Below are 24,195 nucleotides of genomic sequence, written 5' to 3'. Positions count from 1 at the left end.
CGCCAGTCCTTTATGAGCTAAAACCATCGTGATCGCTGCTGTCAATGTCGTTTTTCCGTGATCAATGTGGCCGATCGTTCCCACGTTGACATGCGGTTTGTTCCGTTCAAATTTTTCCTTTGCCATCCGAACCTCCTAGCTTTATTTTCTAAGATTTTCCTGTATTGCCGCTCAATTTATCAAGTCGAACCTCAAATTGCAAAAATAGTGGAGCCCGAGACCGGGGTTGAACCGGTGACCTTATCCTTACCAAGGATACGCTCTACCACCTGAGCTACTCGGGCCCCTTAGATTATAATTGGAGTGGTGGAGAGAGATGGATTCGAACCATCGTAGGCGCTGCCAGCGGATTTACAGTCCGCCCCCTTTAGCCACTCGGGCATCTCTCCACGTAATTCCTGGAGCCGGTGATGGGACTCGAACCCGCAACCTACTGATTACAAGTCAGTTGCTCTACCAATTGAGCTACACCGGCCGATCAAGCGCATTAATTCTAAGGGGAGTGGTTTCGGCAGTCAATGGTAATTACACCTGATTACATCAAAATACTAATCATTTTCTTTGATTATCTTGTGATTTCACATGATACAAGCGATTAGTTAATAATTAGCCCTGGTACCTGCAGACTAAAAATTGATTACTGCTCCACAGGTAATTTGTCCAGATTCGACCATTCACTGAACCCGCCGTCATAGTTCCTGACATTCTTCAGTTCCAGCAGATAGCGCAAAGTGAAATAGGTATGAGCAGACTGCAGACCCTGCCCGCAGGTGGTGATTACCGGTGTGTCAGCATTGATTCCTGACAGACGGTAACTTTTCGTCAGTTCTTCCATGCTTTTCCAGGTTCCATCACCCTGCAGGTCCATTTCCCAGCTATGGTTGATTGCACCAGGGATATGTCCCTTCCTCTTCCAATCGCCTTTTTCTCCTTTGAACATTTCAGAGGACCTGGCGTCTACCAGTAAAGCAGTCTTTTTGATTACTGCATCTTCCACGTCCGGCAATTGGGCCCGAATCTTCTCATCAACGGAACCTCCGAGGTAGATCCGGGGCAGGATTATCGGGTAATCCTGGGTCAGAATCAGTTGTTCACCCTGCCATTTACTATAACCGCCATCAAGGATTGCAGAAGTTCTATGCCCAATAGAATCAAGTGCCCAGATCAGATATGTGGCATAGAAATCGCTATTCTCACCGTATACCACCACGGTTGTGTTTCTGGCAATCCCCAGCCGTCCCAGAATCAGGGAGAATACCTCAGGCGGGATCAGCTTACCCGGCACTCCCAGCAAGCTCACCCTCAGCAGATCTGGGCTGAGATAAACTGCACCCGGGAGATGAGATTTCCAATAACTGCCAAGGGTCGGTCGGACATCCACGATTCTCAGATCCTCGTCGTAAAGGTGAGAGGACAGCCAGCGGGTGGAAATGATTTTTCCGGAAATACCACCAGCCTCGAGAGTCAAAGTAAAGAGAAAAATCCATGCTGCCAGAAAATACTTCATAGTGCCTCCAGTTTGAATCAGAAATGCTTCGAATTTGACGCAATCATTACTTGTCGAGTTTCAGTTTTCTCTTCCATTCATTGTGTTCCTTCAGATTCTTGGAAAAATGATGCTCCCTGCCAGTGGAAATGAAATAGAAAAATTCATTCTGCTCAGGATGAAAAGCCGCGTAAATGGAGTCAAAACCGGGACTGCAGATCGGGCCAGGCGGAAGTCCTGGATTCAGGTAAGTGTTGTAGGGAGATTGCACTTTGAGATCCTCAAAGAGAATCCGGTCGTGATGGTTTCCTAGTGCATATTGAATTGTTGCACACGATTCCAGAGGTTTTTTCACAGCCAGCCGGTTGTGGAAAACACCTGAAATACGGCATTTTTCTTCCGGAAGCACAGCTTCCAGTTCTATAATCGACGCTAAAATTAAAACTTCAAAGTCAACAAGCGTTGAGATCTTGGCTTGAGCCGCTTTCTGAAAATTCTTTTCGAATTCAGTCAGCATTGCGGTCAACACCGCTTCCAGAGTCAGTTCTTTATTTATCAGATATGTCTGCGGAAAAAGGAATCCCTCCAAGTCACCGTTCTTGCGGCCGAGTAAGTCGTAACCGGGAAAATTTCCAGCTGCTGCGAACGAGCAGAAAACCTCCGGGCTTCCGAATCCTGCTTCAGCAACAATCCGGCTGATTTTCTTAATATCACTGCCTTCAGGTATGGTAATCTTCCGGTATTCAATCCTTTCCTGCAGAAGCTCTTCGAGGATTCGGGGATAACTCCAGCCTGTCTGGAATTTATGGTTTCCCGGCTTGAGATTCTTTTCCTGGCCGGCCTGCCTGAGGTAATACTTAAAAAGAAGGCTGCTGTGGATCAAACCGTGATTTTTCAACTCTCTGCATATGGAGATGGCCGAAGCACCGGAATTGATCTTGATTTCAACCTCTCCCGGCATTGCAAACCACTGATAATATTCGGAATATGACAGGCTCAAAGCGGCTGCAGCCAGAAGTAGCCAAAAGACGGCCATTCTATGGATCAAGCGACAGCTCTTTCAGCTTCCGGTAAAATGTGGCTTTGGAAACTCCGAGAAGCATGGCTGCCTCATCGTTGGAACCGGCCCGCAGCAATGCTTCCCGATAAGCTGTCTTTTCCAGTTCGGCCAGGTTCAGTGAAGGGAGCCGTCCGGAGTTGGCACCTGTCACCTGCTCTGAAACATGCTGGATTGTCGCTTCATCGCATCCGGTAAACACTACTTCGCGTTCCACCAGATTTTCCAGTTCACGGACATTACCGGGCCAGCCGTACTTTTTATAAGCCGACAGGACACTGGGAGCAAAACCGGTAATCCATGGTCTTCCTAGCTTCTCGCGGTATTTCTTCAAAAAAAAATCCATTAACACCGGGATATCCCCAGGCCGGTCTCTCAGTGGAGGTACAATAATCTTCAGATTGTTGAGACGGAAAAAAAGGTCTTCGCGGAATTCACGCTTTTTCACCATTTCGGCCAGGTCGCGGTTGGAGGCGCAGATCAGACGGAAATTCACTCTGGTCTCCCGCTCTGCACCGACCGGGTAGAATCGTCGCTCTTCCAGCACCCTCAACAATTTGGATTGCATGTCATAAGGGAGTTCACCGATTTCGTCCAAAAAGATGCTGCCGCCTTCGGCAAGTTCGAATTTACCGCTCCGGTCGCTCTGGGCTCCAGTAAATGCCCCCTTGGCATAACCGAACAGTTCACTCTCGATCAATTCCCTGGGTATCGCACCGCAGTTCAGGGCGATGAAGGGGCCGGAGGCTCTCTTCGATGCATTATGCACTGCCTGGGCGATTAATTCTTTTCCGCTCCCGGATTCGCCGAGAATCAAAAGATTACCGTCAGCTGAAGCGATTTTCCCGATCAGTTCGCGGAGGCGTTCGAGCTGCCGGCTCTCGCCGATCAGATCAGTTACTCGGTAGTAGGCTGCGCCCATTATGGTTGTTAAACAATACCCTTGTCGCGGAGCTGGTTGACAACTTTACCGGCCACTTCTGCAGCCGGTCCTTCAAGTATCTCACCTTTTGCCAGGCGCTTGGGATTGAAGACCTTTTTAACTTTGGTAGGAGATCCATCGAGGCCTATCAGCGATGGATCCACCTTCAGGTCGGAGGCTGTCAAGCGTTCGATGCGGTTTTCACGGAAAACATCGAAAATCAGGTCGATCCTCGGAAATCTGGGTTTATTGATCTCTCCGGTCACTGTAAGCAGCAAGGGCAACCCGGCATCGATCAGTTCGTGTCCCCCTTCGATCTCGCGTTCCACTGTGACAATCCTCTCTTTGATCTCGATTTTCCTGGCATAAGTAACCTGGGGAATTTCAAGGAAGTTGGCAAGTTGCGGCCCTACCTGGGCTGTATCGCCGTCGATAGCCTGCCGTCCGCAAATAACCAGGTCATACTTTCCGATCTTCTCAATAACTTTGCTGAGGGTGTAGGCGGTCGCCCAGGTATCCGCTCCTGCGAATTTCCGGTCAGTGACCAGATAAGCCTTGTCCCCGCCCATTGCCAGAGCCTCGATCAGGGCCTCCTGAGCCTGGGGAGGTCCCATTGAAACGATGATCACCTCAGCTCCATTTTCATCTTTCAGCGAAAGAGCCAGTTCCAGGGCGTTTTTGTCTTCAGGGTTGATGATGCTGAAGATGCCCTCTCGTTCCAGAGTGCCTTTTTCCTTATTGATTTTAACATCTGTAATCCCAGGTACCTGTTTTATCGGAACTATGATCCGCATTTTTCCTCCTAAATTATCCGTCAACAACCTGGTGTCCGGCCTCTTTCAACAGTCTGCAGTATTCGTTATAGCTGAGAATCACTGAAACGGGTTTTCCCTGACGGTTGACAACAAATTTTTTACCGTTTACGGAAGTCTGGTGCAGGATGTCGCCAAAAATCGTCTTGGCCTTTGTAGCCGGGATCGGTTCAAGATCAGAGATTTCTATTTTCACCATTTCGTCACCTCGCAGTGTCGGCTCAGGATTACTTCATCTGTTTGGAAATCCATTCCTGAAAAATCATTTCCCTCACCATGGATTTGATGCCTGGAGCCGCATGGAATTTTTCCTTCGCTGTGTCGTGTTCCAGCTTGTCCTTCAATTTTTCAACCAGCAAATTGGATTCCAGGAAATTCTCAAGCACCTCTATCGTGAGACCGTTCGCCTTAAGCCATTCATGTGTTTCCCTGGCCCTGCAGAGTCCGTTTTCCAGCCGGAAATCATCGGCAGCCTTCTGCAGCTCTTTATCGCTGACTTTGATCCCTTTTTTCCTGGCTTCCGTTATCGCGATCTTTCGGATAGCCAGTTCCCTGAGGCCAAAAGCAAAATGCCCGCTGAATCTAAGAAAATCAAGGATTTCAGAGACATTGATTTCAAGTTCATTTTTTTTCAAGGATTTTCCAGCAACCTGTTTAGGCATCACTCACCCTCCCGCAATCTTTCATTTTAAAACCTGTGCTTGCATCTTAACTTAAAAAAAAGGGATTTTCAAACTGGTGTTTTATGTTTCCCGGGATGAAATTCGTATCTCATGATTTTTCAGGCTGATCCAGTCCTCGAATAGGATCTCCCTGATCAGAGTTTTGATTTCCAGATTCAATTCAGCTTTTCGCACAGATTCCACTAGCAGCAGCAGGAACTGATCATCCACAGGTTCCGGTCCCAGAATTTCCCCGGCTGAGGCAGAAAAGACCCTGGTCGAAAATCCCAGCGGGAAATCCGCGCGGCTGACCATGCCTGCATAGCCTCCATGGTTGGCGGTATTTCTCTCAACTGAATGCCTGGCAGCCAGCAGATGAAAATCAGCCCCGTCTTCTTTCGCCTGCATCAGAATTTCCTGAGCAAGGCTTTCGGATCTGACCAGAATTCTGGAAACCATTGCAGCGTCAAACTGTCCGAGGTGAGAAAAAAAATAGTCCTCCACATCCTGATCGGTGACGATGGATTCCTGCAGTTTTCCAACCAGCAGAAACGACTCGCAGAGTTCCTCGAATCCATCCATTGTCAGACCGGATTTTTTTAGAAAAGCCATGGTTTCCTCAGCATCCTGAAGTCCCCTGCTGAACCGGTAATCATCCGCAAATTTCTGCAGTTCCTGATCCGTTACGGTAATTCCTCGAGACCTGGCTTCAGCTGCTCCCGCCTTGATCCTGATCGCCTCACGAACAATTCGCTCGAGCAGGCCGGAGAACGACAGCAGCCGGATGATCTCTTCAGGATTCAGTGCCCCTCCGTTAAACTCGATCAGCATGAATCCCTCCGTCAGTTTCGGACTTTAGATAGGAAGTAAGAAAAAAGAGGTTCTTTGCCGGTGATCAACATCGCCTGGGCCAGCATCCCTTGTTTCAAGGGAAAGTTCCGCCCCTGAAACAGAAAAGAACCCCGCTCCAGAGTTCCCTTGGCATGATAGATGAAACCTCCGGCTGTGTTTTCCATCGGGTCGGTTGCAATGGAAGCGATCACCCCGGTCAGCTCACCATAATCGTAATAGGGAAAAGCTGTAAATCTGTATCTGACCTCCATACCTGTTTCCACTCTGCCGATATCCTGATTCCTGATGATTAATTCCATGAACATGTTATCACCAGTTCCCGCAGCAGGCTCAGCCGCTTGTCCGGCCCTGGCAGCATAAGCGTCGCAGACAACGACAATCTCAATCGGATAGTAAAGTGAGAATAAAAATGCGGTGATGGTAAAAGCGGCAATGATGTAAAGAAGTCCCCTCGCATAAAGCCCAGGCATCTTCTGGAGACTTTCAGTGATCATGTAATTTGATGAAGGCTGTTCTCCCGGGATGACTTCGATTAATTCTTTCTTCAATTCAGTCTTGTTCATTTCTCACCTATCACGATTTTGCCATCTGCTGGGGGCGATTTAAAATCGTCCCTTCCATTATCTTTATATGTTCAATTGCTGATGGGCCAGGTAATGGTAAAGTCCGTTTCTCTCCATCAGTTCCTGGTGAGTTCCCTGCTCCACCACTTCGCCATTATCCAGTACAATGATCAGGTCGGCATTTCTGATCGTGGAGATGCGATGGGCGATGATCAAGGCAGTCCGGTCTTTGAGAATCCCTTTCAAGTTCTGCTGGATCGCCTGTTCGGATTCGATGTCGAGAGAGCTGGTGGCTTCGTCCAGAACCAGAATCCTGGGCCTCGTGTAAAGAGCCCGGGCAATCGCAATCCGCTGTTTCTGTCCGCAGGACAGTTTCAGACCGCTTTCTCCGATCCTGGTCTCATATCCCAGAGTAAGATTCATGATGAATTCATGGGCATTAGCCAGTCTGGCCGCCTCAATCACTCTGCTCAAGGTTTCCTCGGGGTCCCCGAGTGAGATGTTCTCCCTGATTGAGGTGTCGAAAATAAAGTTATCCTGCAGAACGAATCCAATCATTTTCCGCAGACAGTTCAGGTCGATGGTCTTGACCTCGAATCCGTCGATCAGAATCCGTCCTGAAGTTGTTTCATGCAATCTGCAGAGCAATCGGGCCAGTGTGGTCTTGCCTGATCCGCTGCGGCCGATGATTGCCACGGTCTGTCCCGGAAGTATCCGCAGGCTGACATTTGACAGAATCTGAGGGGAATCCGCTCCACCGTATCTGAAGAAGACATTTTCCAACACAATCTCGCCCTTTGGATCGGGCAGGATCAATCCGCCAGGCTCATCCAGAGTCGATGGGAATTCTGTTCTGGCTGAAAGCATGTCGGAGAGCCGTTCCATTGTCGCATGCGCCTGTTGCAGACTGTCCCAGGAGGCGATCACCCTGATGACCGGGGTGATCACACTCCCCATCAAAGCCATGAAAGCCATCAGCTCGCCGATGGACAGCTGTCCGAGCAGCACCAGATGCGCACCATACCAGAGAATGAAGGTGGAGCCGAAGGTGGCGGCGAAATCGCCCAATGCCTGGAAGTATAGTGAGGAACTGTTGAGGTTGAAATCAATGTTCAGGCTGCGGATAAATTTGTTTTCCCATTTCCAGCGCACCGGATATTCGAGGTTGGCGGCCTTGATGGTTTCAATGCCGTTGATTGACTCCACAAGATGAGACTCAACATCGGACCTGGCTGAAAGTGATTCCAGGTTAAGACGCTTCAGGACAGGCGTGAAAAGCAAGGTCAGAATTGCACAGACAGGGATAAAAAGGATTACAAACCAGGTCAGCGTAAAATTGTAATAAAACATCAGCGCAAAATAGACGGCGATCAGGATAGTGTCCAGCACCAGCGTCAGGGCTGTATTGGTAAAAAAATTACGGATCTTGGAATTTTCCTGGAAGCGGTTCAGAAAATCTCCGGTCTTGCGGGCCTGGAAATACGAAAGAGGCAGATTCAGCAGGTGCCTGTAAAAAAAAGTCAGCATCTTGAGGTCAATTTTAGTGACTGTGTGAATCGTCAGATACTGCCGCACGAGCATGGTCAGCATCCTGAAGACGATCACGATCAGCATCCCTACGAACATCACGTTTAAAAGAGTCACGCTCTGCCGCAGCAAGACTCTGTCGATGATGTTCTTCGTGAAAATCGGGGTGGCCAGGCCAAACAGGTTAAGCAGCAGCGAAGCTGCAAATATCTCCAGGACTGTCAGCCAGTGAGGGGAAACAAACTGCAGAAAACCAGTGATAGAAAAGTTGTCTTCAGGTTCTTTGTTAAAAGCCTGTGCCGGTTCCAGGGTTAATGTGATTCCGTTCCAGTTGCTGCAGAAATAATCCCTGGTGTATTTTCTCTTCCCCATCGCGGGATCGGCAACACAGACATGCGTGTCTGACAGAGAATAGACCACGAGATAATGATAGCCCTGCCAGTGGACCACAGCGGGAAGTCTGACAGTCTTAAGCGAATTATAGTCGAGTTTCAGACCCCGGGTGTTGAATCCCATCTGTTCGGCGGCTTGGGCCAGATTCGCAAGCGATGCCCCGCTCCTGTCGACATGAGCCAGTTCGCGCAGGCGTTCCGCACCAATGTTCTTTCCGTAGAATCTGGCGATCATCTGAAGACAGGTGGTACCACAGCTCATCTGGTCATGCTGCATGATGAATGGAAAGCTCAACCTGCTGTAAAACAGATTATGCAGACTGAAGGGCTTTTCCGTTCTTCCCTCAAAGCCTTCCTCCCCATCCCGGCTTACTCTAATTCTGGCTCTTGCACCGAGTTCCTGCTTGATAATTTCCTGATAGGGCAGCGGAGGTTCCGAAGAGTAGGAACGGATGCGGCCCTCGATAATTTTCTTCATCACAGGCGAACGCGACAGCACGCGATTGAAGTCCTGGCGGGACAAGGAAAAAAGATGACAGTCAGTGAGACAGACTACATCCGCGTAACGTTTGGTGTCTTCAAAAAGAGCTTTTTCCCCGAAGAACTGCCCTTCGTGCAGGAAATTTATAATTTCCTGTTTATCCTGCTGCCAGCGGACAACCTTGGCCTTCCCCTTTTCGATCAGGTAAAACTTGTCCGGTTCTGCTCCCTGGCGGAAGACAGCCTCCTGCTCCTTGAAGAATTCGGAATTGAAGATCAACACAAGTTCCTGGAGATCCCCTGGGTCGATGCTGGAGAGATCGGTGCAGGACTTGAGAAAATTAAAGATTGAGATATGTTTGAAAAATTTGTCGAAATATTCCTTCAGTTCCGGTTTGGAGGAGATGAAGGAAGTGAATGCATCACGTCCGATGGAAAGGAGCAGGCTGTCATCGACCGCTCTTGCGGTAGCGATGCGCGGTTCATCGGTGATGATGGCTCTGGCGCCGATGTGGTCGGTGCTGTTGCGGATGCCGAGGTTAATTTCCCTGCCTGCTTCATTGGTCTGCAGGATTCTGATCTTCCCGCTCAGGATGATGTAGAAAGTGTCGCCCCGCTCCCCCTGGCGGAAAAGCTCTTCACCGGCAGAGAGACGTACCAGTTCAGCTGCGGCCAGAAGCCGGGAGAGATCCTCCTCACGATAAATGGAAAAATTGGGTACCTTGCGGATGAAGATCAACAGGTCATTCAGGTTCATGGGGCGTGAATCGCTCTCTTTCGCTGGAGGGCCGTCCGGCATTATCCTATCCTAGTTTTCTTATTTTATCAATCCTGACTATGGAGACACTTGTCTTAAGAATAGTGTCTTCGACCTCTAACAAAATGTCTACCCAAGCCACAGGGGAAAATATTTTGAATGAGGCTCTGTGTTATCTTATTGAAATGTGTCATCTCAAGGAAATCCATCTGAAGAACGATGTGTCTGAATTAGAGTATCCTTTCAGCATTCCTGTGGTCCGTACCCTGGAAAAGCTGGAATTACAATCAGCAGTGACTTTTTTTGTGGGTGAAAATGGATCCGGAAAATCCACGCTTCTGGAAGCACTCGCAGCTGCCGCTGAACTTCCGGCAGTGGGGAGTGCTGATATCGAAAGCGATGATTCAATGATCCCGGCTCGCAGATTAGCCTCAAACCTGACACTTTCCTGGAAAAAGCGGGTCAGAAAAGGTTTTTTCATGAGAGCGGAAGATTTCTTTGGATTCGTGAAAAAAGTGAGCGGATTGAAGAACGAACTGGAAGAATATGGACGAGATTTTGATAAGAAATACAAAGGATGGGGACTCAAACTGGCGAAAGGCGCTGTCAGTACCGGTGCTCTTACTGCAAAGTACGGTGAAAACCCGGACGCCAGATCACATGGAGAATCTTTTCTTCAGCTGTTCGAGTCACGCCTGAAACCCGACGGCCTATATCTGCTGGACGAGCCGGAAGCGCCTCTTTCCCCGCAGCGGCAGCTTTCACTGATGGTGATGATTCATGATTCTCTGTCAAAAGGCTGCCAGTTCATCATTGCCACACATTCTCCCGTACTGATGGCATTTCCAGGAGCTGTAATTTATAATTTCGACGACCTTCCCCTCAAAGCGACCGCCTATGAAAATCTGGAGCATGTAAATTTCACCCGTAACTTTCTCAACCATCCTGAAAATTACCTCAGGCATTTGTTCAAGTAAAGTTGGTAATGGCGGTTACTGTACCAACCTTTCAATCTTGCATTTTGAGCAAAAAATGAAGATAATATTTTCAGTCCGAGCCTCTAATAAAATGCCATTTGAGAAATATCAGACCAGGGCATTTTGCAAGTGGTTCGGACAATGCATTTCAAAAGGAGACGTTTTTCATGCAGACCTGCAAACTCTATGTAGGGAATATCCCTTATTCCACTACAAACAGCGAACTGAACGAGCTTTTTTCCAGGTTCGGTACGGTAAAAGAAGTCAAAGTCATCGAGGGAAAAGGGTTTGCCTTTGTGGAGATGGCTGAGATTGCCCAGGCCGAAGAAGCCAAGAACAACCTCAACAACCAGGATTTCAAAGGCAGGACGCTGAGGATCGATGAGGCGAGACCGAGGGAATCCAGACCCCCGAGAAGAGATGGAGAAGGCGGCGGGGGCGGATACAAGCGCGACAGGTATTAATCGGATTCAATATTTTTATTCTTTAAGGAATCATTTTGTAGAGACGCGCCCTGGTGCGTCTTTATATTGGAATTATCAAAAAGGATTTGGTATTCCCATCTTTTCACAGTACTCAATGAAAAAATCCCCGGGTTTAATCTTGAATTCCAGGAACTTTCCTGTTGCAGGATGGGTAAATGAAAGGTAGCGGGAAAAAAGGGTCAACCGCTTGTCTTCAATCTTCTCGTGGTAGAGGAAATCCTGGCAGAGGGGATGCCCGACGGCGCGCAAATGGACTCTGATCTGGTGGGTGCGGCCGGTGTGCAGTTCGACCTCGAGCAGGGTGCAGACACCGCTGTGTGAAAGCGGATAAAAGGAGGTCACAGCAGGTTTTCCACTCTTGAAATTCACCTTATACCGGCCCTGGTTGTTACGGAGAGAAACAGGGAGTATCAAGGTGAATGGGCGGGCAATGATGCCTGCTGCCAGTGCCAGGTATCTTTTCCGGACCTGATTCCTTTCAAACTGAAGGCAGAGCGACCTGTGAGCTTCCGCTGTCTTAGCCAGCACGAGTAATCCGCCGGTGCCTGCATCAAGGCGGTGGACAATGTAGATTTTACCGAAATCCTGGTCCAGAATCTTTCTGAGACAGTCCTGCCCGTTAAAGTTGCGCTCCTCTATCACTGGAATTCCGTGATTCTTATCAATCACAATCAGCTGATTGTCTTCGAAAACTATTTCAAACTTTTTTTCCATCAGCTCTCTTCGGTTCAGATTCACGGGTACTCTTTTTCTGGCTCCCGCGCGATTTTTCTACAATATATACGAGTTTTTCCTCTTCGACATGAGCATGCTCATGTGTTTCCAGAACAAGTCCCCGGTTTCTCAAGTCATTCAGGAATCGGTCTCCGCCGTTCCATTCCCTGGCCCGTTCGCGGTCAACCTGCCTTTGATAAGCTGAAATATTCTTTTTCTCTTCATCACTTCCGACGATCCTGGCCAGTCTGGCTGAAAATCCTTTTTCACTGACCTGCAGCATGGTCCTGTATTCCCTGTGATCTGTTGTGAGCAGCACCGCTTCGCCGTCCCTCAGACTCTCAAGCGCTTTCTCCACACTCTGCCCGTGCAGCAGTTCATCGGTCCGGAGAGACATTGCATCAGAGATCTCCCGCAGAAGTTCTTCCCGGATTTCAGCGAGGCTGCCATTGCCGGTCAATTTTCCGGACAAGTTTTCATTCAGAGCGGACAGGTCCTTCTCAGAAACGAATTTTCTCTCGAGCGTCTGACGGATTCCGGCCGCAGAGCCGGAATCTCCGTTTTCCTCGAGCCAGATCAGAAGCCTGGAAAGTTCACTGCGATAAAGCCTGTCCTTTGCTATCACATCCTTCATCCTTCCATACTTTGTTTTAGTTTCAAGTGCGATCAGATTCAACCGCTCCAGGGATCCGCAATTCCGTGCTTCTCCGACAAGTTCTGAAATGGTTTCGCCTGCAGAGGAGTCAAGCAGGCAGAGTCGTTCATGGAAATTCGAGATTTCCTGTCTGATGACTCTGATTCTCTCTTCCCTGGGGCTTTCCGCAGCAGCAGGTTTTTCACTGATCCTGATCGCAGCGACGTTCTGTTGCTCACGCCGCATGCAGATGGCTGTTTCCAGTTCACGGCAGAGTCCGTCAAAAATCCTGAGCCTGGACTGTTGTCCGCCGCTGACCCTGGCCCTGGCCTGTCTGAATTTCTTCAGCTTCTCCCTGAATTCCGGAGACTGATCTTCTGCCACGGCTTCAGCGAGAAGAGCATCAAACCTGTTTTCAGCCTGCTCCACTTTTCTCTCTGCTTCCAGTGCCTCGATTTTTCCGATCTCTACCGCCAGCCTCAACTGACTGAATTCTTCCAGAACATGCCCCAGTTCAAAACACTGTTCGTGGAATCCGGCTTTGGCATTTCCGGTACATCTCGCAATGACACCGGAGTGCTGAGAAACAAGATCAGTCATCCAGCTGCCAAGCCTGTTCCTGTCTGTTTCTTCGAATCCGCAGATCTCTGCTTTAATGTCCTTCTGGATTTTTTCCAATTCTGACTTGATGCCTTCCCTTTCGAGATATCCTTTCAACATTGCTGCACCTGCCCCAGCTGCGCCAGCTGAAATCAGAAAAATTGCACTTTTGGCCACCGCGGCCGTAACAATAAGTTTCCCGGCTCCTGCTGCCTTACCTGTGATCATGACGCTACAAGGCATCCGATACCTCCTGGATCCTATTTCCGGATTATGAAAACCAGCTCAGTTTCGAATCTGATTTCCTTTACCAGCCAGTTTTTTCCAGCGACATGTTTTTCAAACTGCGCTCTGTAATTAGTGAGCATATTTTTCTCACGGCCGCAGAGACTTCTGAGCGGATATGACACCACACAGTATTTCGCATTCAACCGGTCCAGAAGGCTCAGTGCCAGCTTCCTGTCCAGCCGCTCGAAGCAGGGCATGGACTTGAGAATCAGCGCCAGATCAAATTCATCATCAGGCGGTGATAAAAGACAATCTCTGGTTTCAGCCGTTCCCTGAATCCCGGCGATTTTCAGAAATATTGCCAGAAAATCAATCAGGTCAGAGAAAATATCATAGGCTTGAACACTGAAGCCCGAACGTCCAAACCAGGGAAATGTCAAAGGATTGAGGCCACAGGCGATGTCAGCAACATTTCTGATTTCAGGCAATCCGGACAGGATTTTTCCGTAAAATTCATCCAATAGATTCAGCCTTTCACCGGATGATGAATGACAGCGCATGACTTCCCGGCAAGTTTCGCGGAATCGGTCAGGGTCTGCTCCGGCAGCTTCAAGGCGGCTCAATGTGCAGAGGTATCCATCTTTTCCAGGAAAATAGGCGAAACCGATCTGATGCAGGCGATTCTTCACTGCCTTGACCTGATCTTTGAATCTGTCTCTATTCCGGGATTCTTTCTCTGCCAGATAAGTAACTGTCTGGAGGCAGACAGTCTGATATTTAGAGCTTTTCAGAACTTCCCGGACAATCCTTTCCACATTTTCATTCACAGGTATTTCTCTTTAAATGAAAAAGCGGAATCCGTATTGACTCCGCTTTTATGGTCTGAATCTACCAAACCGTCAGGCAGTTTTTTCAGCCTTGGGGATCTTAGCAGTCTTTGCAACCTTGGCCGGTTTTGCAGACTCAGCGGAAGGAGTCACCTTCTTGCTGAGTTTGGATTTTTTGTTGGCTGCATTATTCTTATGGATAATTCCCGTGCTGGCGGTTTTATCGATCACACGCACGGTCTGCCTGTAAAGCTCAGAAAGATTATCAGCCTTTTCCTCGGCAGCAGTCAGAAATTTTTTGATCTGTGTCTTCATGGTTGAAAGAGTGGTCTTGTTTTCAGCACGTCTCTTGGAATTCTGCCTGATGCGCTTGACATTTGATTTGGATACTCTTGACATTATATTCCTCCTTGAGAATAAACAACAATGTTAACCTTCCCTGTTCTCACGTAGTTAATTATCTTAGTTCCTGTGATTCCGAATGTCAATCCCTGCCACAGATGCCAGTAAATAGACCTGTCACCCCATAAATTTACGTAATGATTCCGGGTGTGTTATACTCAAAGTAAGCATTACAGTGTCATCTCGGCTCTCATACTCTATAGGTGCATTTTGGAAAACAACTTCGCCAGAGTCAAGGATCTAAAAACCAGTATCCAGAAGATTTCCAGGATTCACCATTTCCATCAGGAACTGAACTACTGCTATACAGCCAAAGACGCCCAATATCTGCTCTTCAAGACTCTCAACGAGTTGTACAATCCGGCCTATATCTTTTTTGTAATCCGGGAGACCAATTTCGTCTACATCATCAACAGCTCTCTCTCCGATGAATCTACTCTCTACTATTTCAACATTTTCAAAAGTGAGTTGAAGACTTACCTGGGTGAAGTGCCGGCAGGATCCGAGGAGCGGATCCCCAAGGAAGGCGATACGGAACGCGAAGTCATTCAATCGTCTTTCACGATTCCAATTCGCTGTGAAAACCAGAATCTGGGTATGCTCTCTCTTGGGCATCTGCAGTTCTCGTTCTTCTCAGAAGAAGACATTGAACTGGTCGTTCTGCTGTGCGACAATCTGGCTCATAAGCTGAAAAACATTCTGCTGCGTGAGGAGCTGAATCGGAAAAATCATGAGCTGGTTGAATTGAATCAGCAGCTTTCAAAAAAAGTTTCAAAACTTTCAACCCTGCACTCGATCAGCAGGGAAATCGGGAGCTCCCTCTCGTCTGATGAGATTTGCTCGATGGTTCTTCACACCCTCAACGCCACCCCTGGGATATCTGCAGTAATCGACAATTTTTCAATCCTGGCTGCAAATCATCCAGAGCAGAAACAGCTCATACTTGATACCGAATCCTCAAAAAAGCCCTTTTTTCTGGCAGATCAATCACAGGAAAAGAATCAGATAATAGCCTGCCTTCCTCTGCCGCAGTCAGGGACTTCAGGGGAAATGATTCTGGTCTCGGCTCTAGAATCAGGTATAGTACTGCCGCAGGACGAACGTGAATTTATAGAGCTTTTATCACAACAAGTTACACAGTCACTTCTGAAAGCCAGGTATTACGAAGATTCCAGAAAACTGAATCTGGAACAGGAGCTTAAACTGGCCACTTTCTTCAATCTCTCTGAAATTTTGTCTTCACTTTTCAATACTGGAGAACTGTTAAAAAAGATGGTGGAAATAATCAACCGCATCATGCCGGTAGAAAGTTGCTCGCTGATGCTGGTGGAAAAAGATAAACTGGTGATCAAAGCGGCACTCGGGCTCCCCGAAGAATTGATCGGAAAATCCATGCTCAAAATCGGAGAGGAGATTTCCGGCTGGGTCGCCGCTACCGGACAGGAACTTCTGGTGCAGGACATCGAAAGCGACAAGCTCTTTAAAAAAATCAGCATCCAGAAGTATCTCACCGGATCACTGATTGCAGTGCCGGTCAGAACGCAGAAGGCAGTGATCGGAGTGATCAATGTAAACAACAAAAAAAACGGAGAACCCTTTACCGAAAGCGATCTGAGGCTTCTCAAGACTCTCGCCTCGACCCTCGCCCTTGTGGTGGAAAATTCGGCCCTGTACCAGGAACACCTGGAAAAACAGAATCTTGAAGAACAATTGAAGATCGCCTGGAACATCCAGCAGTCATGCCTTCCGAAAGGTCCGCTCCCTGGATTTACTGATTCTCTGGCTGCTGATTCCCTTCCTGCCAAAATCGTGGGAGGAGATTACTATGATTATTTCGAACTCGGACCGGACAGGATTGCGCTTACCATCGCTGATGTCTCCGGAAAAGGAATCCCCGCTGCCCTTCTGATGATCATGCTGCGCACGATCCTCCGTGTTTTGAACCTGCCTGCACTCAGCGCCAGCAAAGTGCTGTCTTCAATCAACAAACTGCTGGTGGCCGACATTGACCCCTATCATTTCATCACCATGCAGTATGCAATCATCGACTACAAGGCTTCGAAGATCCGGATCAGCAACGCAGGCCATGAACCTTTGCTGATTTTTCATCGTGATTCAGGAGCAGTTGAAGAAATCCTGCTGGAAGGCGTGCCGCTCGGGATCGGCAGCAACTATGAATTCAAGGAAACCGAATTGCCCCTCAACAGGGGGGACCTGCTGGTATTTTATACCGACGGTGTGACTGAAACGCTCAACCCTGAAAAAAAATTCTGGCAGCGTGAAAACCTGAAGATCGCTGTAAAAAAATATGCCGGTTTGCCTGTTTCCGGAATTTTGGATAACATTATCTCCGAACTCCGTTGTTACGGCGGCAATGGACCACAACATGACGACCTGACCCTTTTGATATTTAAAGTATGAACAAAACAAACACGTTTGAAACCAATCAGGAACTATACGGTATGGCAGGCTTGTCCATTTCTGACGACGACAGGCTGCGGGAACTTAACGAGAAATTGAACCTGCTGTTCAAGATCGGCCAGAAAATAGGAGAATTCACCAATCTTTCCGAACTGTTCCAGAAGCTGCTGGATTCTGTCTGCGAGGTTCTCAATACCGAGTTCGGATCGATCATGCTCTGGAATTCCAAGCGCAGGTCCTTGAAAATCGTGGCTGCCAGGGGATTATCGGAGCGGGTGGTCGCGGATACCGAAATCCATGAGGGTGAAGGCATCGCCGGCATGGTCTTTGAAAAGAAAACCCCGCTCTGGGTGCCGAACATTCAGTCAGACCCCTATTTCCAGCAGTACATGAAATCAGGCCGGGAGAATCTGACCCAGTCATTCCTCTCGGCACCGATAATCTTCAAAGACGAAGCGCTTGGCGTGATCAACCTGAACAATAAGAAAAACGGGGATTTCGACCGTGAAGACTTGAATCTCCTGACTTTCCTGGCGAGCCAGCTGGCGATCGTAATCAAAAACACCTATATGCTTGAAGACAGCCGCAGCAAAGCCGCCGAAAATAAAGTTCTGTTCCGGCTCAGTGAAGCGCTGAACTCTTCGCTTGATTTTGAGAAGAACATCACTCGTTTCTTCAAGCTGCTGGCCAGAAACCTCAAGCTCGAAGAAGTTGGAATTGCTCTCTTCCATAAAGACAAGAAAAACTACAAGTTCGAGTTCGGTTACCGGATGAACTCCCAACTTTTCCAGATTTTCCTGAAAAGGATCTTCCTCTCTGACAGCCAGAATTATTTTTTCAATGTTGATGATCAGGCAGATAATAAAAAGTATCTGTATTTCCAGCCGCTGAAATACGAAGACGAAATCCTCGGAATTTTTGTCTTTACCAAATACTATCACGACAATTTCACAACCTTTTACGACCTGTCGTTCATCCGCGCACTGGCAAATCAGATTTCAGTAATCCTGAAAAAAGAGGAACTCACCAGAAAAGGCAAAGAAGATTCTTCTTATCTCAAACAGGTAAACGGCTTCATCAAGACCATCAGCCTCAATTCCTTCAATCTCAACACCATTGTCAGTGAAATGATCAAGATCCTGCACCGGCTCTATTCCGTCGAAGGCATTGGAATCTATCTCGGCCAGGAAGCTAATTCCATCTCCATTTACAGCAATACCGGCCAGCACGACCAGATCTCTCAGTTGATGCGGGATAAATATCTGTCCGCTAACTTTCCGAAGGACAGCTATGAAAATTCCGCCCTGCAGAGTTACGGCCCGGAAAACACGGTTCAAAAATCAGGACTTTTCCTTTTTGAATACGCCCTCCCTCTGCTGGTCAAAACCCAGAAACTCGGCCTGGTTATGGTTTTGGGAAAGAAAGAACGTTTCTTCAGTGAGAAGCAGCAGCGCCAGTTTTTCCTGATCACCAACCATTTTGCAGTGGCCTTTGAAAATTACTGCCTCTTCCGGATGAACGAAAGGCTGGCTTTTACCGACCCGATCACTGAGATTTTTAACTACCGCTTCTTCTTCACTTCCCTGAAAAAGGAGTTCTCCAGATCTCACAGATACAATCAGCCCCTGTCGCTGATCATACTCGATATTGATCATTTCAAGCACTTCAACGACCAGTTCGGGCATCAACAGGGCGACCTGATCCTCAAGCATCTGGGGAAAATTCTCAACGACAGGGTACGTCGTCAACTGGATACTGCCGCCAGATATGGTGGGGAAGAATTTGTAATCATCGTCCCCAGCACCGACAAATCAGGTGCTGTCGAACTGGCCGAACGCATCAGGCAGGGTATAGAGAGCTATCAGTTCCCGAGTCTGAAGCGGAAATTCAAGACTCATCAGGTCACAGTCAGTCTGGGGATCACAACTTTTTCGGGCAACAATTTCCAGGAACCTGAAGAAATGATTTCACTGGCTGACAAAGCCTTGTATGTTGCCAAGGGATCAGGCAGAAACCGCGCTGTTTTCATGGATACACAATCATGAAGGAGGAACAGTGAATCGTAAAAATATACTCGTAGTGGATGATGAGCCTGACATACTCAAATTGATCAGCGTTAACCTCGAACTGGAAGGTTTCAAAGTTTTTACCGCTAAAAACGGCTATGAAGGAATCGAACTGGTGAAAACCGAAAAAATCGATCTGGTCATCCTGGATGTGATGATGCCTGACATCAACGGCTACCAGATCTGCCAGTATCTCAAAGAAGACGATAAATTCAAGGATATTCCGGTAATCATTCTTACCGCCAAGGTCAGGAAAAGCGACCAGTTCTGGAGCAAGAAGATCGGCGCAAGCCTGTATCTTACCAAACCTTTCGAACCCATGTATCTAGTGGAGAAGGTTCGCGAGGTCCTGGCGGCATCATGATATGAGGATTATTGAACGGCGCAAAGACAGTAAAAAAATCGATCCGGATCTGATAAAACAGAACAGCTGCCTGGCCGAAGAACTGACGCTCTGCCGGGAGAAGCTTGCAGCGCTTTCCAGGATCACAGAGATCATCGATAAGAAACTCTATTTACAGACCATCTTCAACGAGATCATCGAAAACGCTCCCCTCCTGGCCGATAATTATTATGAACTGGTCAAAAAAATGATCACCATCCTGCAGCGTCTATTCGATTTTCAGATCGGTACATTGGTCTTCCGGGAAAAAAAAGAAATTTTCTTCTTTGATAACGAAAACAGAGCTGAAAATGCATACTCGCATGCCAGAAAAATTCTTGAGGAACGGATGGACCTCACAGGGTACAATTTTCTGGAAATACTGGAAGCCAAGTCTGCAAAAAATAAAATCCCCAGCCTTACCATGCGTGAAGAGCACCTGAAAAGCCAGGACAAAGACTTCGGCAGCCTGATCTTCTTTTTTTGCGGAGAGACCCCCGACGATTTTGAAAAGAGTTTCTCGCTGGTATGCCAGGCTCTGGGACTTGTATTCTCCAATTCGTTCATGTACGAAAAAAACCGTAAATACCAGTATTATCTCAGTAAACAGCTGGAGCTGTTCCGCAACCTCTATGAATCCTCTCTTCTATTTGCCGAAGAAGGAGACCTGGACGGGAAATTATCAGCGATCCTGCGACGTGCAATGGAAGAGGTTTCCGGCAACGGCGGCACCATCCTGCTTGCAGATGAACGGGAAAACTGCCTGCAGATCAGAATCATGGAAGGCTCAGATTTGAAGGACCCTTTCCTGAACATTCGACAGGGAGGCATACCAGGTCAGGTGTTTTCTTCAGGTGAACCGCTGATCCTCTACCATCCCCAGGTCAAGGATGACCTCAAGTGCCGCAAGTTCACCACTCAGACCGTGAATTTTTCAGAGATCAGTTTGCGTGGCCGCTGGAAAAATGCCCGCACACTGATGTGTGTCCCATTGAAAAGCCGGGAAAAAACACTTGGAGTCGTCAGCGTAATCGGACGCGACCGGATTTTCTCGGATAATGAGGTGGAAGTGCTGGTGCTGTATGCCAGCCTGCTGGCCCAGATTTACGACAACCACCGGCTCTATGAAAGCAACGCCAGACAGATCAATCTGCTCTCCTGCCTGAACAACATTTCAGCAGCCTGCATGCGCCTGTCCAGAGAAGAAGAAATCATCAACTTCGCTCTTAAAAAACTCAAGGATGCAATCCCGGCCAGGGTAGCCGCGGTGATCAGAATAAACCGATCCAGGGTAAAAATCACCTATGCCCTCTACCACTCAGAAATCTCTCCCGCAGTCCAGAACAGGATCAAGAAAACCCTGGTTGAGATCCTGCGCCGCCCCGAGACAGACCTGGTCTTCGAACGGTCGAAGAAACTGAAGCTTTATCAGTCTGCGAAAGACATTACTCTTGACCGGGTCAAGAGCACCTATATCATCCCCATGTCAATCCAGGGGAAAATCTGTGGCGCGCTCGGGATATTCAGCGACAGAACCCACGCCTTTTCCATCGAGGAGATTGAATTCATCAATTCACTTTCCACGCAGTTGAACATGTCTTTATTCAATACCAGAGCATTTCAGAACATCCAGGAAAATTACTTCAATACAGTCTCGGTGCTTGCGGCTGCTATCGACGCCAAAGATCATATCACTCACAGGCATTCCGAAAACGTGATGAAAATCTCAGTGTCAATTGCCGAAGGCTTGAAACTCTCCGCGGTCGAAATTGAAAACATCAAATTCGCTGCTCTCCTGCATGACATCGGTAAGATCGGCATTGATGACCTGATTCTGAGAAAAAAGGGAATTCTGAACAGCCAGGAACGCAAGATCATCGAAACCCACCCTCGCCTAGGAACAAGTATCATCCAGGGCATCAACCTGTTCCGGAGCATCATCGGCATCACCTATCATCATCATGAGAGGTACGATGGAACCGGTTATCCGGATGGACTGTCAGGAACAGACATTCCATTAGGTGCAAGAATCATCGCGGTCGCTGACGCGTTCGATGCCATGACCACACCGCGGCCATACAGGAAACCAATCAGGAAGGAGCAGGCCGTCAGGGAAATCATCAACAACAGCGGTACCCAGTTTGATCCGATAGTAGTCAGGGCTTTCGTCAGGCAGCTTCGCACAAGGAAGACCATCCGCCGTCAGGCCGTGAATCTTTTAAGCCCTGAATTCATCAATTCGATCGAGGACTTTTGATCCAGGAGGAAAAATGCTAGACAATCTCGTGAAAACCATGCTTGCAGAATTGAAATCAACCATCAAATCTGAAACGATTGTAGGAGCACCGATTACAGTAGGTGAAGTTTCCATCATCCCTGTCACGAAAATCTCCTTCGGATTCGGTGCTGGTGGCGAAGGATCTGATAAAAAAAACGGTTTTGGCGGAGGTTCCGGAGGCGGAGCCAGCGTTGAACCGGTGGCATTCATAGTGATCAGCAAAGGAGAAGCAAAAATCCTGACGCTCAAGACGACCTCTGAGGCCTGGGAAAAACTCCTGGACCCTGAATTGTTTAAAAAAGTAAAATCCACCCTGGGGAATCTCTTCAAAGGGGAGGAAAAAGGGGAGGAAAAAGGTGGGGACAAAGATGACTCCGCTGCGTAAACGCAAAGCATTGATTGCCATTGACTGGGTACTGATCCTGCTGCTCCTGGTTGTAACTTTCATGTTCATTCTGCCTGATTATTTCAAATTGAAGAACAAACTTGCCGAATCAATCTGCCAGAATAACCGGATTGTCCTCCGCGAAGCTGTCAGGGAGTATCTGAAAAAATATCCTTATCTTCATAACACAAGCCTCAACCCGAAACTGCTGCTGGATGTCGGATTTCTGGATAAACTGCCTGTCTGCCCGAAGCTTTCGAATTATGAGATCCTGATCCATGAAAACAGTGAATTCCAGGTGAAATGCAAATTTCATGGGGAATAAAAGCAGTGTACAGACAAATAAATTTATGTAATTCGATTTGCCGGTGCGAGGTTCGAGGCTCGAGGTTCGAAGATCCCGTACCCCGCACCTCGGACCCCGGACCTGAAATCCGTTTTCCAAAAGAAGTGTTAAAACATTGTTCACAGCTTGTTGGTAAGTGTTAGTGCAACGGATAAAATCGCTGTTTTATGTCTTTTTGAATACCCTGGCCTGGTTTTTCTTCCTGCCTGTAGCCTTGATTTATTCTCTCAGAAGGGTTCAGGACCGCCAGGCATTGAAACAGAGGCTTGGATCCGGGCTTTTTTCCATCCGCTTTCCCGAAGGCTGCTTCTGGCTCCACGCCTGCTCTGTAGGCGAAGTAAACAGTCTTCTTCCCTTGATCGCAGAACTCGAATCAAAGGGAATTCCGATAACCCTGACAGTGATCACTTCGACAGGATTTCAAAGGGCAAGGGAACTCTGGCCTGAAATTCCGGTTTTTCTGATGCCGTTCGACTTGTTTTCCCCCCTGTTGATCCTGAGAAACCGGAAGGAACTCCGGGCAATGTTCCTGATGGAAACTGAAATCTGGCCTGGAATGATCGCATGCTGTACACTCTGTTCTATCCCGGTCAGCCTGATCAACGGCAGAATTTCCGATCGATCGCTTCCAAAATACAAAAAAATCAGCTGGCTCCTTTCTCCGATCCTGAATCAGCTGGAGCGCGTCTTCGCACAGAGTGAAACTGATCGGGAACGTTTGCGTGCGATCGGCCGCACTCTTGATATCGAATTGATGCCTAATCTGAAATTCTGGTCCGTAAAAGTCGGCAGCCCCCCCAACAAAACCTTTTTCCCGGATGATTCCCCGTATTTTGTGGCCGGCTCTACTCACGAAGGTGAAGATGAACTGATCATCAGGGCATACATGGAGATTAAAAGCCGCGTCAAAAACCTCCGCCTGGTGATTGCGCCCCGGCATCTCTCCAGGGTCGAGAAAATCTCCCAGCTCCTGAAAGCCAGAAAACTCCCGTTTTCCCTGAAAACTTTGCAGATATCCCCATCAGAAGTCACAATTCTCAACACAATCGGCGAACTGCAGAATTTTTATCTGCTGCCAGGCATCGTTTTTATGGGCGGCAGTTTAGTCAAATCCGGGGGGCATAACCCTCTGGAGCCGCTGTATGCCGGTAAAATCCCCTTCACAGGACCGCACACCCAGAATTTCAAGGACATCATCCGGACCTTGAAATCGGAAAACCTGATCATCCAGGTCAATACTTCCCGCGAACTGGCGGAAAAAGCAGGTGCAGCTCTGTTGCGGAATACAGACGATACCGTAAAAATCCGCGAATTCTTCAGGAAAATTGAGAAAGACAGGCAGTCCCTACTGAAAAAAATCCTCCCGTGATTGCAAGAGGTTCAATGAGTTTAAGGATTACACGCAAAGCAATGGTCCCACTCGACTGGATGTTGTTTCTACTTCTTGTAGTAACCTTCCTGCTGATCATGTCGGATTATTTCCATCTGAAAAACAAGCTGGCAGAATCCATCTGCCTGAACAACAGGAAAGTTATCCACGATTCTGTTGTTGAATATCTGAGAAGTTATCCCTATCTGCATAATACAAGCCTCAATCCCAGACTTCTTCTAGATATTGGAGTGCTGGACAAGCTTCCTGTCTGCCCTAAAATGGCAGATTACGAAATCCTGATCCATGAAAACAATGAATTCCAGGTGAAATGTAAGCTTCACGGTGAGTAAGGTTTTTATCCGTAAAATTGAGGATAAATCTCAGGCAGTATATTTTCATCCCCATGCGTCAGTCTGTGCTGCAGTTCCATGTTGCGTAAAGGCTCAAAACCAGTATCTGTCCTGTTGAGATTCAATTCCCTGCAGCGGCTTTTTAAAAACTTTTCTTTCTCTTTCAAAACTCTGATCTGAAAAGTGCAGTCCCCCCAAGGTGTGCCGCTCAGAGGGAC

The 24,195-nt window shown here is 47.9% G+C and carries 25 protein-coding genes and 3 tRNA genes; 10 read left to right on the top strand and 18 right to left on the bottom strand.

Features of this window, described 5'->3' with window-relative positions:
• From PHW04_16760 to PHW04_16700, 13 genes are all read right to left on the bottom strand, one after another.
• Window positions 1-126 (bottom strand): GTP-binding protein (locus PHW04_16760; GenBank protein ID MDD2717541.1); only part of this gene is annotated, 126 nt, incomplete at its 3' end.
• Window positions 127-208: 82 nt separating this feature from the next.
• A tRNA-Thr gene (locus PHW04_16755) sits at window positions 209-284 on the bottom strand.
• 20 nt (window positions 285-304) lie between these two features.
• Window positions 305-389 (bottom strand) — tRNA-Tyr (locus PHW04_16750).
• 10 nt (window positions 390-399) lie between these two features.
• Window positions 400-475 (bottom strand) — tRNA-Thr (locus PHW04_16745).
• A 162-nt stretch (window positions 476-637) separates the two neighbouring features.
• Complete coding sequence (locus PHW04_16740; protein ID MDD2717540.1) at window positions 638-1,507, bottom strand: sulfurtransferase; 870 nt, start codon at window positions 1,505-1,507, stop codon at window positions 638-640.
• A gap of 46 nt (window positions 1,508-1,553) precedes the next feature.
• A complete protein-coding gene (mltG, locus tag PHW04_16735; GenBank protein MDD2717539.1) occupies window positions 1,554-2,522 on the bottom strand; it encodes an endolytic transglycosylase MltG in 969 nt (322 codons plus the stop codon).
• Window position 2,523: 1 nt separating this feature from the next.
• A complete protein-coding gene (locus PHW04_16730; protein MDD2717538.1) occupies window positions 2,524-3,465 on the bottom strand; it encodes a sigma 54-interacting transcriptional regulator in 942 nt (313 codons plus the stop codon).
• An 8-nt stretch (window positions 3,466-3,473) separates the two neighbouring features.
• A complete protein-coding gene (locus PHW04_16725) occupies window positions 3,474-4,259 on the bottom strand; it encodes an electron transfer flavoprotein subunit beta/FixA family protein (protein MDD2717537.1) in 786 nt (261 codons plus the stop codon).
• A 13-nt stretch (window positions 4,260-4,272) separates the two neighbouring features.
• On the bottom strand, window positions 4,273-4,476 hold the full coding sequence (locus tag PHW04_16720; GenBank protein ID MDD2717536.1) for a type II toxin-antitoxin system Phd/YefM family antitoxin: 204 nt from the start codon (window positions 4,474-4,476) through the stop codon (window positions 4,273-4,275).
• A gap of 28 nt (window positions 4,477-4,504) precedes the next feature.
• On the bottom strand, window positions 4,505-4,939 hold the full coding sequence (locus PHW04_16715; GenBank protein ID MDD2717535.1) for a hypothetical protein: 435 nt from the start codon (window positions 4,937-4,939) through the stop codon (window positions 4,505-4,507).
• Window positions 4,940-5,020: 81 nt separating this feature from the next.
• Entirely contained in the window at window positions 5,021-5,770 is a 750-nt protein-coding gene (locus PHW04_16710) for a peptidylprolyl isomerase (GenBank protein MDD2717534.1), read from the bottom strand.
• Between the two features lie 11 nt (window positions 5,771-5,781).
• The gene (locus PHW04_16705) at window positions 5,782-6,354 is read right to left on the bottom strand and encodes a hypothetical protein (protein ID MDD2717533.1); all 573 of its coding nucleotides are present in this window, start codon (window positions 6,352-6,354) and stop codon (window positions 5,782-5,784) included.
• 63 nt (window positions 6,355-6,417) lie between these two features.
• Window positions 6,418-9,552, bottom strand: coding sequence for a peptidase domain-containing ABC transporter (locus PHW04_16700; GenBank protein MDD2717532.1), 3,135 nt, complete (start codon window positions 9,550-9,552; stop codon window positions 6,418-6,420).
• A gap of 143 nt (window positions 9,553-9,695) precedes the next feature.
• Between PHW04_16700 and PHW04_16695 the strand changes: the two genes are divergently transcribed.
• Both PHW04_16695 and PHW04_16690 read left to right on the top strand, forming a co-directional pair.
• Window positions 9,696-10,487, top strand: coding sequence for an AAA family ATPase (locus PHW04_16695; GenBank protein ID MDD2717531.1), 792 nt, complete (start codon window positions 9,696-9,698; stop codon window positions 10,485-10,487).
• 167 nt (window positions 10,488-10,654) lie between these two features.
• Window positions 10,655-10,951, top strand: a complete 297-nt coding sequence (locus tag PHW04_16690; GenBank protein ID MDD2717530.1) for an RNA-binding protein — start codon at window positions 10,655-10,657, stop codon at window positions 10,949-10,951.
• Window positions 10,952-11,026: 75 nt separating this feature from the next.
• Here the strand turns inward: PHW04_16690 and PHW04_16685 are convergent, their stop codons facing one another.
• From PHW04_16685 to rpsT, 4 genes are all read right to left on the bottom strand, one after another.
• Window positions 11,027-11,686, bottom strand: coding sequence for an RluA family pseudouridine synthase (locus tag PHW04_16685; protein ID MDD2717529.1), 660 nt, complete (start codon window positions 11,684-11,686; stop codon window positions 11,027-11,029).
• A complete protein-coding gene (locus tag PHW04_16680) occupies window positions 11,670-13,163 on the bottom strand; it encodes a hypothetical protein (GenBank protein ID MDD2717528.1) in 1,494 nt (497 codons plus the stop codon). Before PHW04_16680 ends, PHW04_16685 begins: the two co-directional genes overlap by 17 nt.
• 17 nt (window positions 13,164-13,180) lie before the next feature.
• Window positions 13,181-13,975 carry a hypothetical protein gene (locus PHW04_16675; GenBank protein ID MDD2717527.1) on the bottom strand — a complete coding sequence of 265 codons (795 nt, stop codon included), beginning with the start codon at window positions 13,973-13,975 and terminating at the stop codon, window positions 13,181-13,183.
• Between the two features lie 72 nt (window positions 13,976-14,047).
• Window positions 14,048-14,374: a 30S ribosomal protein S20 gene (gene rpsT / locus PHW04_16670; protein MDD2717526.1), complete on the bottom strand. Its 327-nt coding sequence runs from the start codon at window positions 14,372-14,374 to the stop codon at window positions 14,048-14,050.
• Between the two features lie 213 nt (window positions 14,375-14,587).
• Between rpsT and PHW04_16665 the strand changes: the two genes are divergently transcribed.
• The 8 genes from PHW04_16665 to PHW04_16630 all read left to right on the top strand — a co-directional run bounded on the left by PHW04_16665 (window position 14,588) and on the right by PHW04_16630 (window position 23,977).
• The gene (locus PHW04_16665; GenBank protein ID MDD2717525.1) at window positions 14,588-16,798 is read left to right on the top strand and encodes a SpoIIE family protein phosphatase; all 2,211 of its coding nucleotides are present in this window, start codon (window positions 14,588-14,590) and stop codon (window positions 16,796-16,798) included.
• On the top strand, window positions 16,795-18,843 hold the full coding sequence (locus PHW04_16660) for a sensor domain-containing diguanylate cyclase (GenBank protein MDD2717524.1): 2,049 nt from the start codon (window positions 16,795-16,797) through the stop codon (window positions 18,841-18,843). Before PHW04_16665 ends, PHW04_16660 begins: the two co-directional genes overlap by 4 nt.
• A gap of 10 nt (window positions 18,844-18,853) precedes the next feature.
• Window positions 18,854-19,228, top strand: a complete 375-nt coding sequence (locus tag PHW04_16655; protein ID MDD2717523.1) for a response regulator — start codon at window positions 18,854-18,856, stop codon at window positions 19,226-19,228.
• A gap of 1 nt (window position 19,229) precedes the next feature.
• Complete coding sequence (locus PHW04_16650) at window positions 19,230-21,503, top strand: HD domain-containing protein (protein MDD2717522.1); 2,274 nt, start codon at window positions 19,230-19,232, stop codon at window positions 21,501-21,503.
• A 13-nt stretch (window positions 21,504-21,516) separates the two neighbouring features.
• Window positions 21,517-21,909, top strand: coding sequence for a spore germination protein GerW family protein (locus tag PHW04_16645; protein MDD2717521.1), 393 nt, complete (start codon window positions 21,517-21,519; stop codon window positions 21,907-21,909).
• On the top strand, window positions 21,881-22,234 hold the full coding sequence (locus PHW04_16640; GenBank protein ID MDD2717520.1) for a hypothetical protein: 354 nt from the start codon (window positions 21,881-21,883) through the stop codon (window positions 22,232-22,234). Before PHW04_16645 ends, PHW04_16640 begins: the two co-directional genes overlap by 29 nt.
• A gap of 196 nt (window positions 22,235-22,430) precedes the next feature.
• On the top strand, window positions 22,431-23,624 hold the full coding sequence (locus tag PHW04_16635) for a glycosyltransferase N-terminal domain-containing protein (GenBank protein MDD2717519.1): 1,194 nt from the start codon (window positions 22,431-22,433) through the stop codon (window positions 23,622-23,624).
• 14 nt (window positions 23,625-23,638) lie between these two features.
• Window positions 23,639-23,977, top strand: a complete 339-nt coding sequence (locus PHW04_16630) for a hypothetical protein (GenBank protein ID MDD2717518.1) — start codon at window positions 23,639-23,641, stop codon at window positions 23,975-23,977.
• Between the two features lie 5 nt (window positions 23,978-23,982).
• On the opposite strand, the gene PHW04_16625 is transcribed toward PHW04_16630, so the two are convergent.
• Window positions 23,983-24,195: hypothetical protein (locus PHW04_16625; GenBank protein ID MDD2717517.1), on the bottom strand; the 213-nt coding region annotated here is incomplete at its 5' end.

The sequence above is a fragment of the Candidatus Wallbacteria bacterium genome (assembly GCA_028687545.1).
Lineage (GTDB): Bacteria > Muiribacteriota > JAQTZZ01 > JAQTZZ01 > JAQTZZ01 > JAQTZZ01.
The sequence above is the reverse complement of the archived record's forward strand: the minus strand, read 5'-3'. Positions and strand labels throughout refer to the sequence as shown.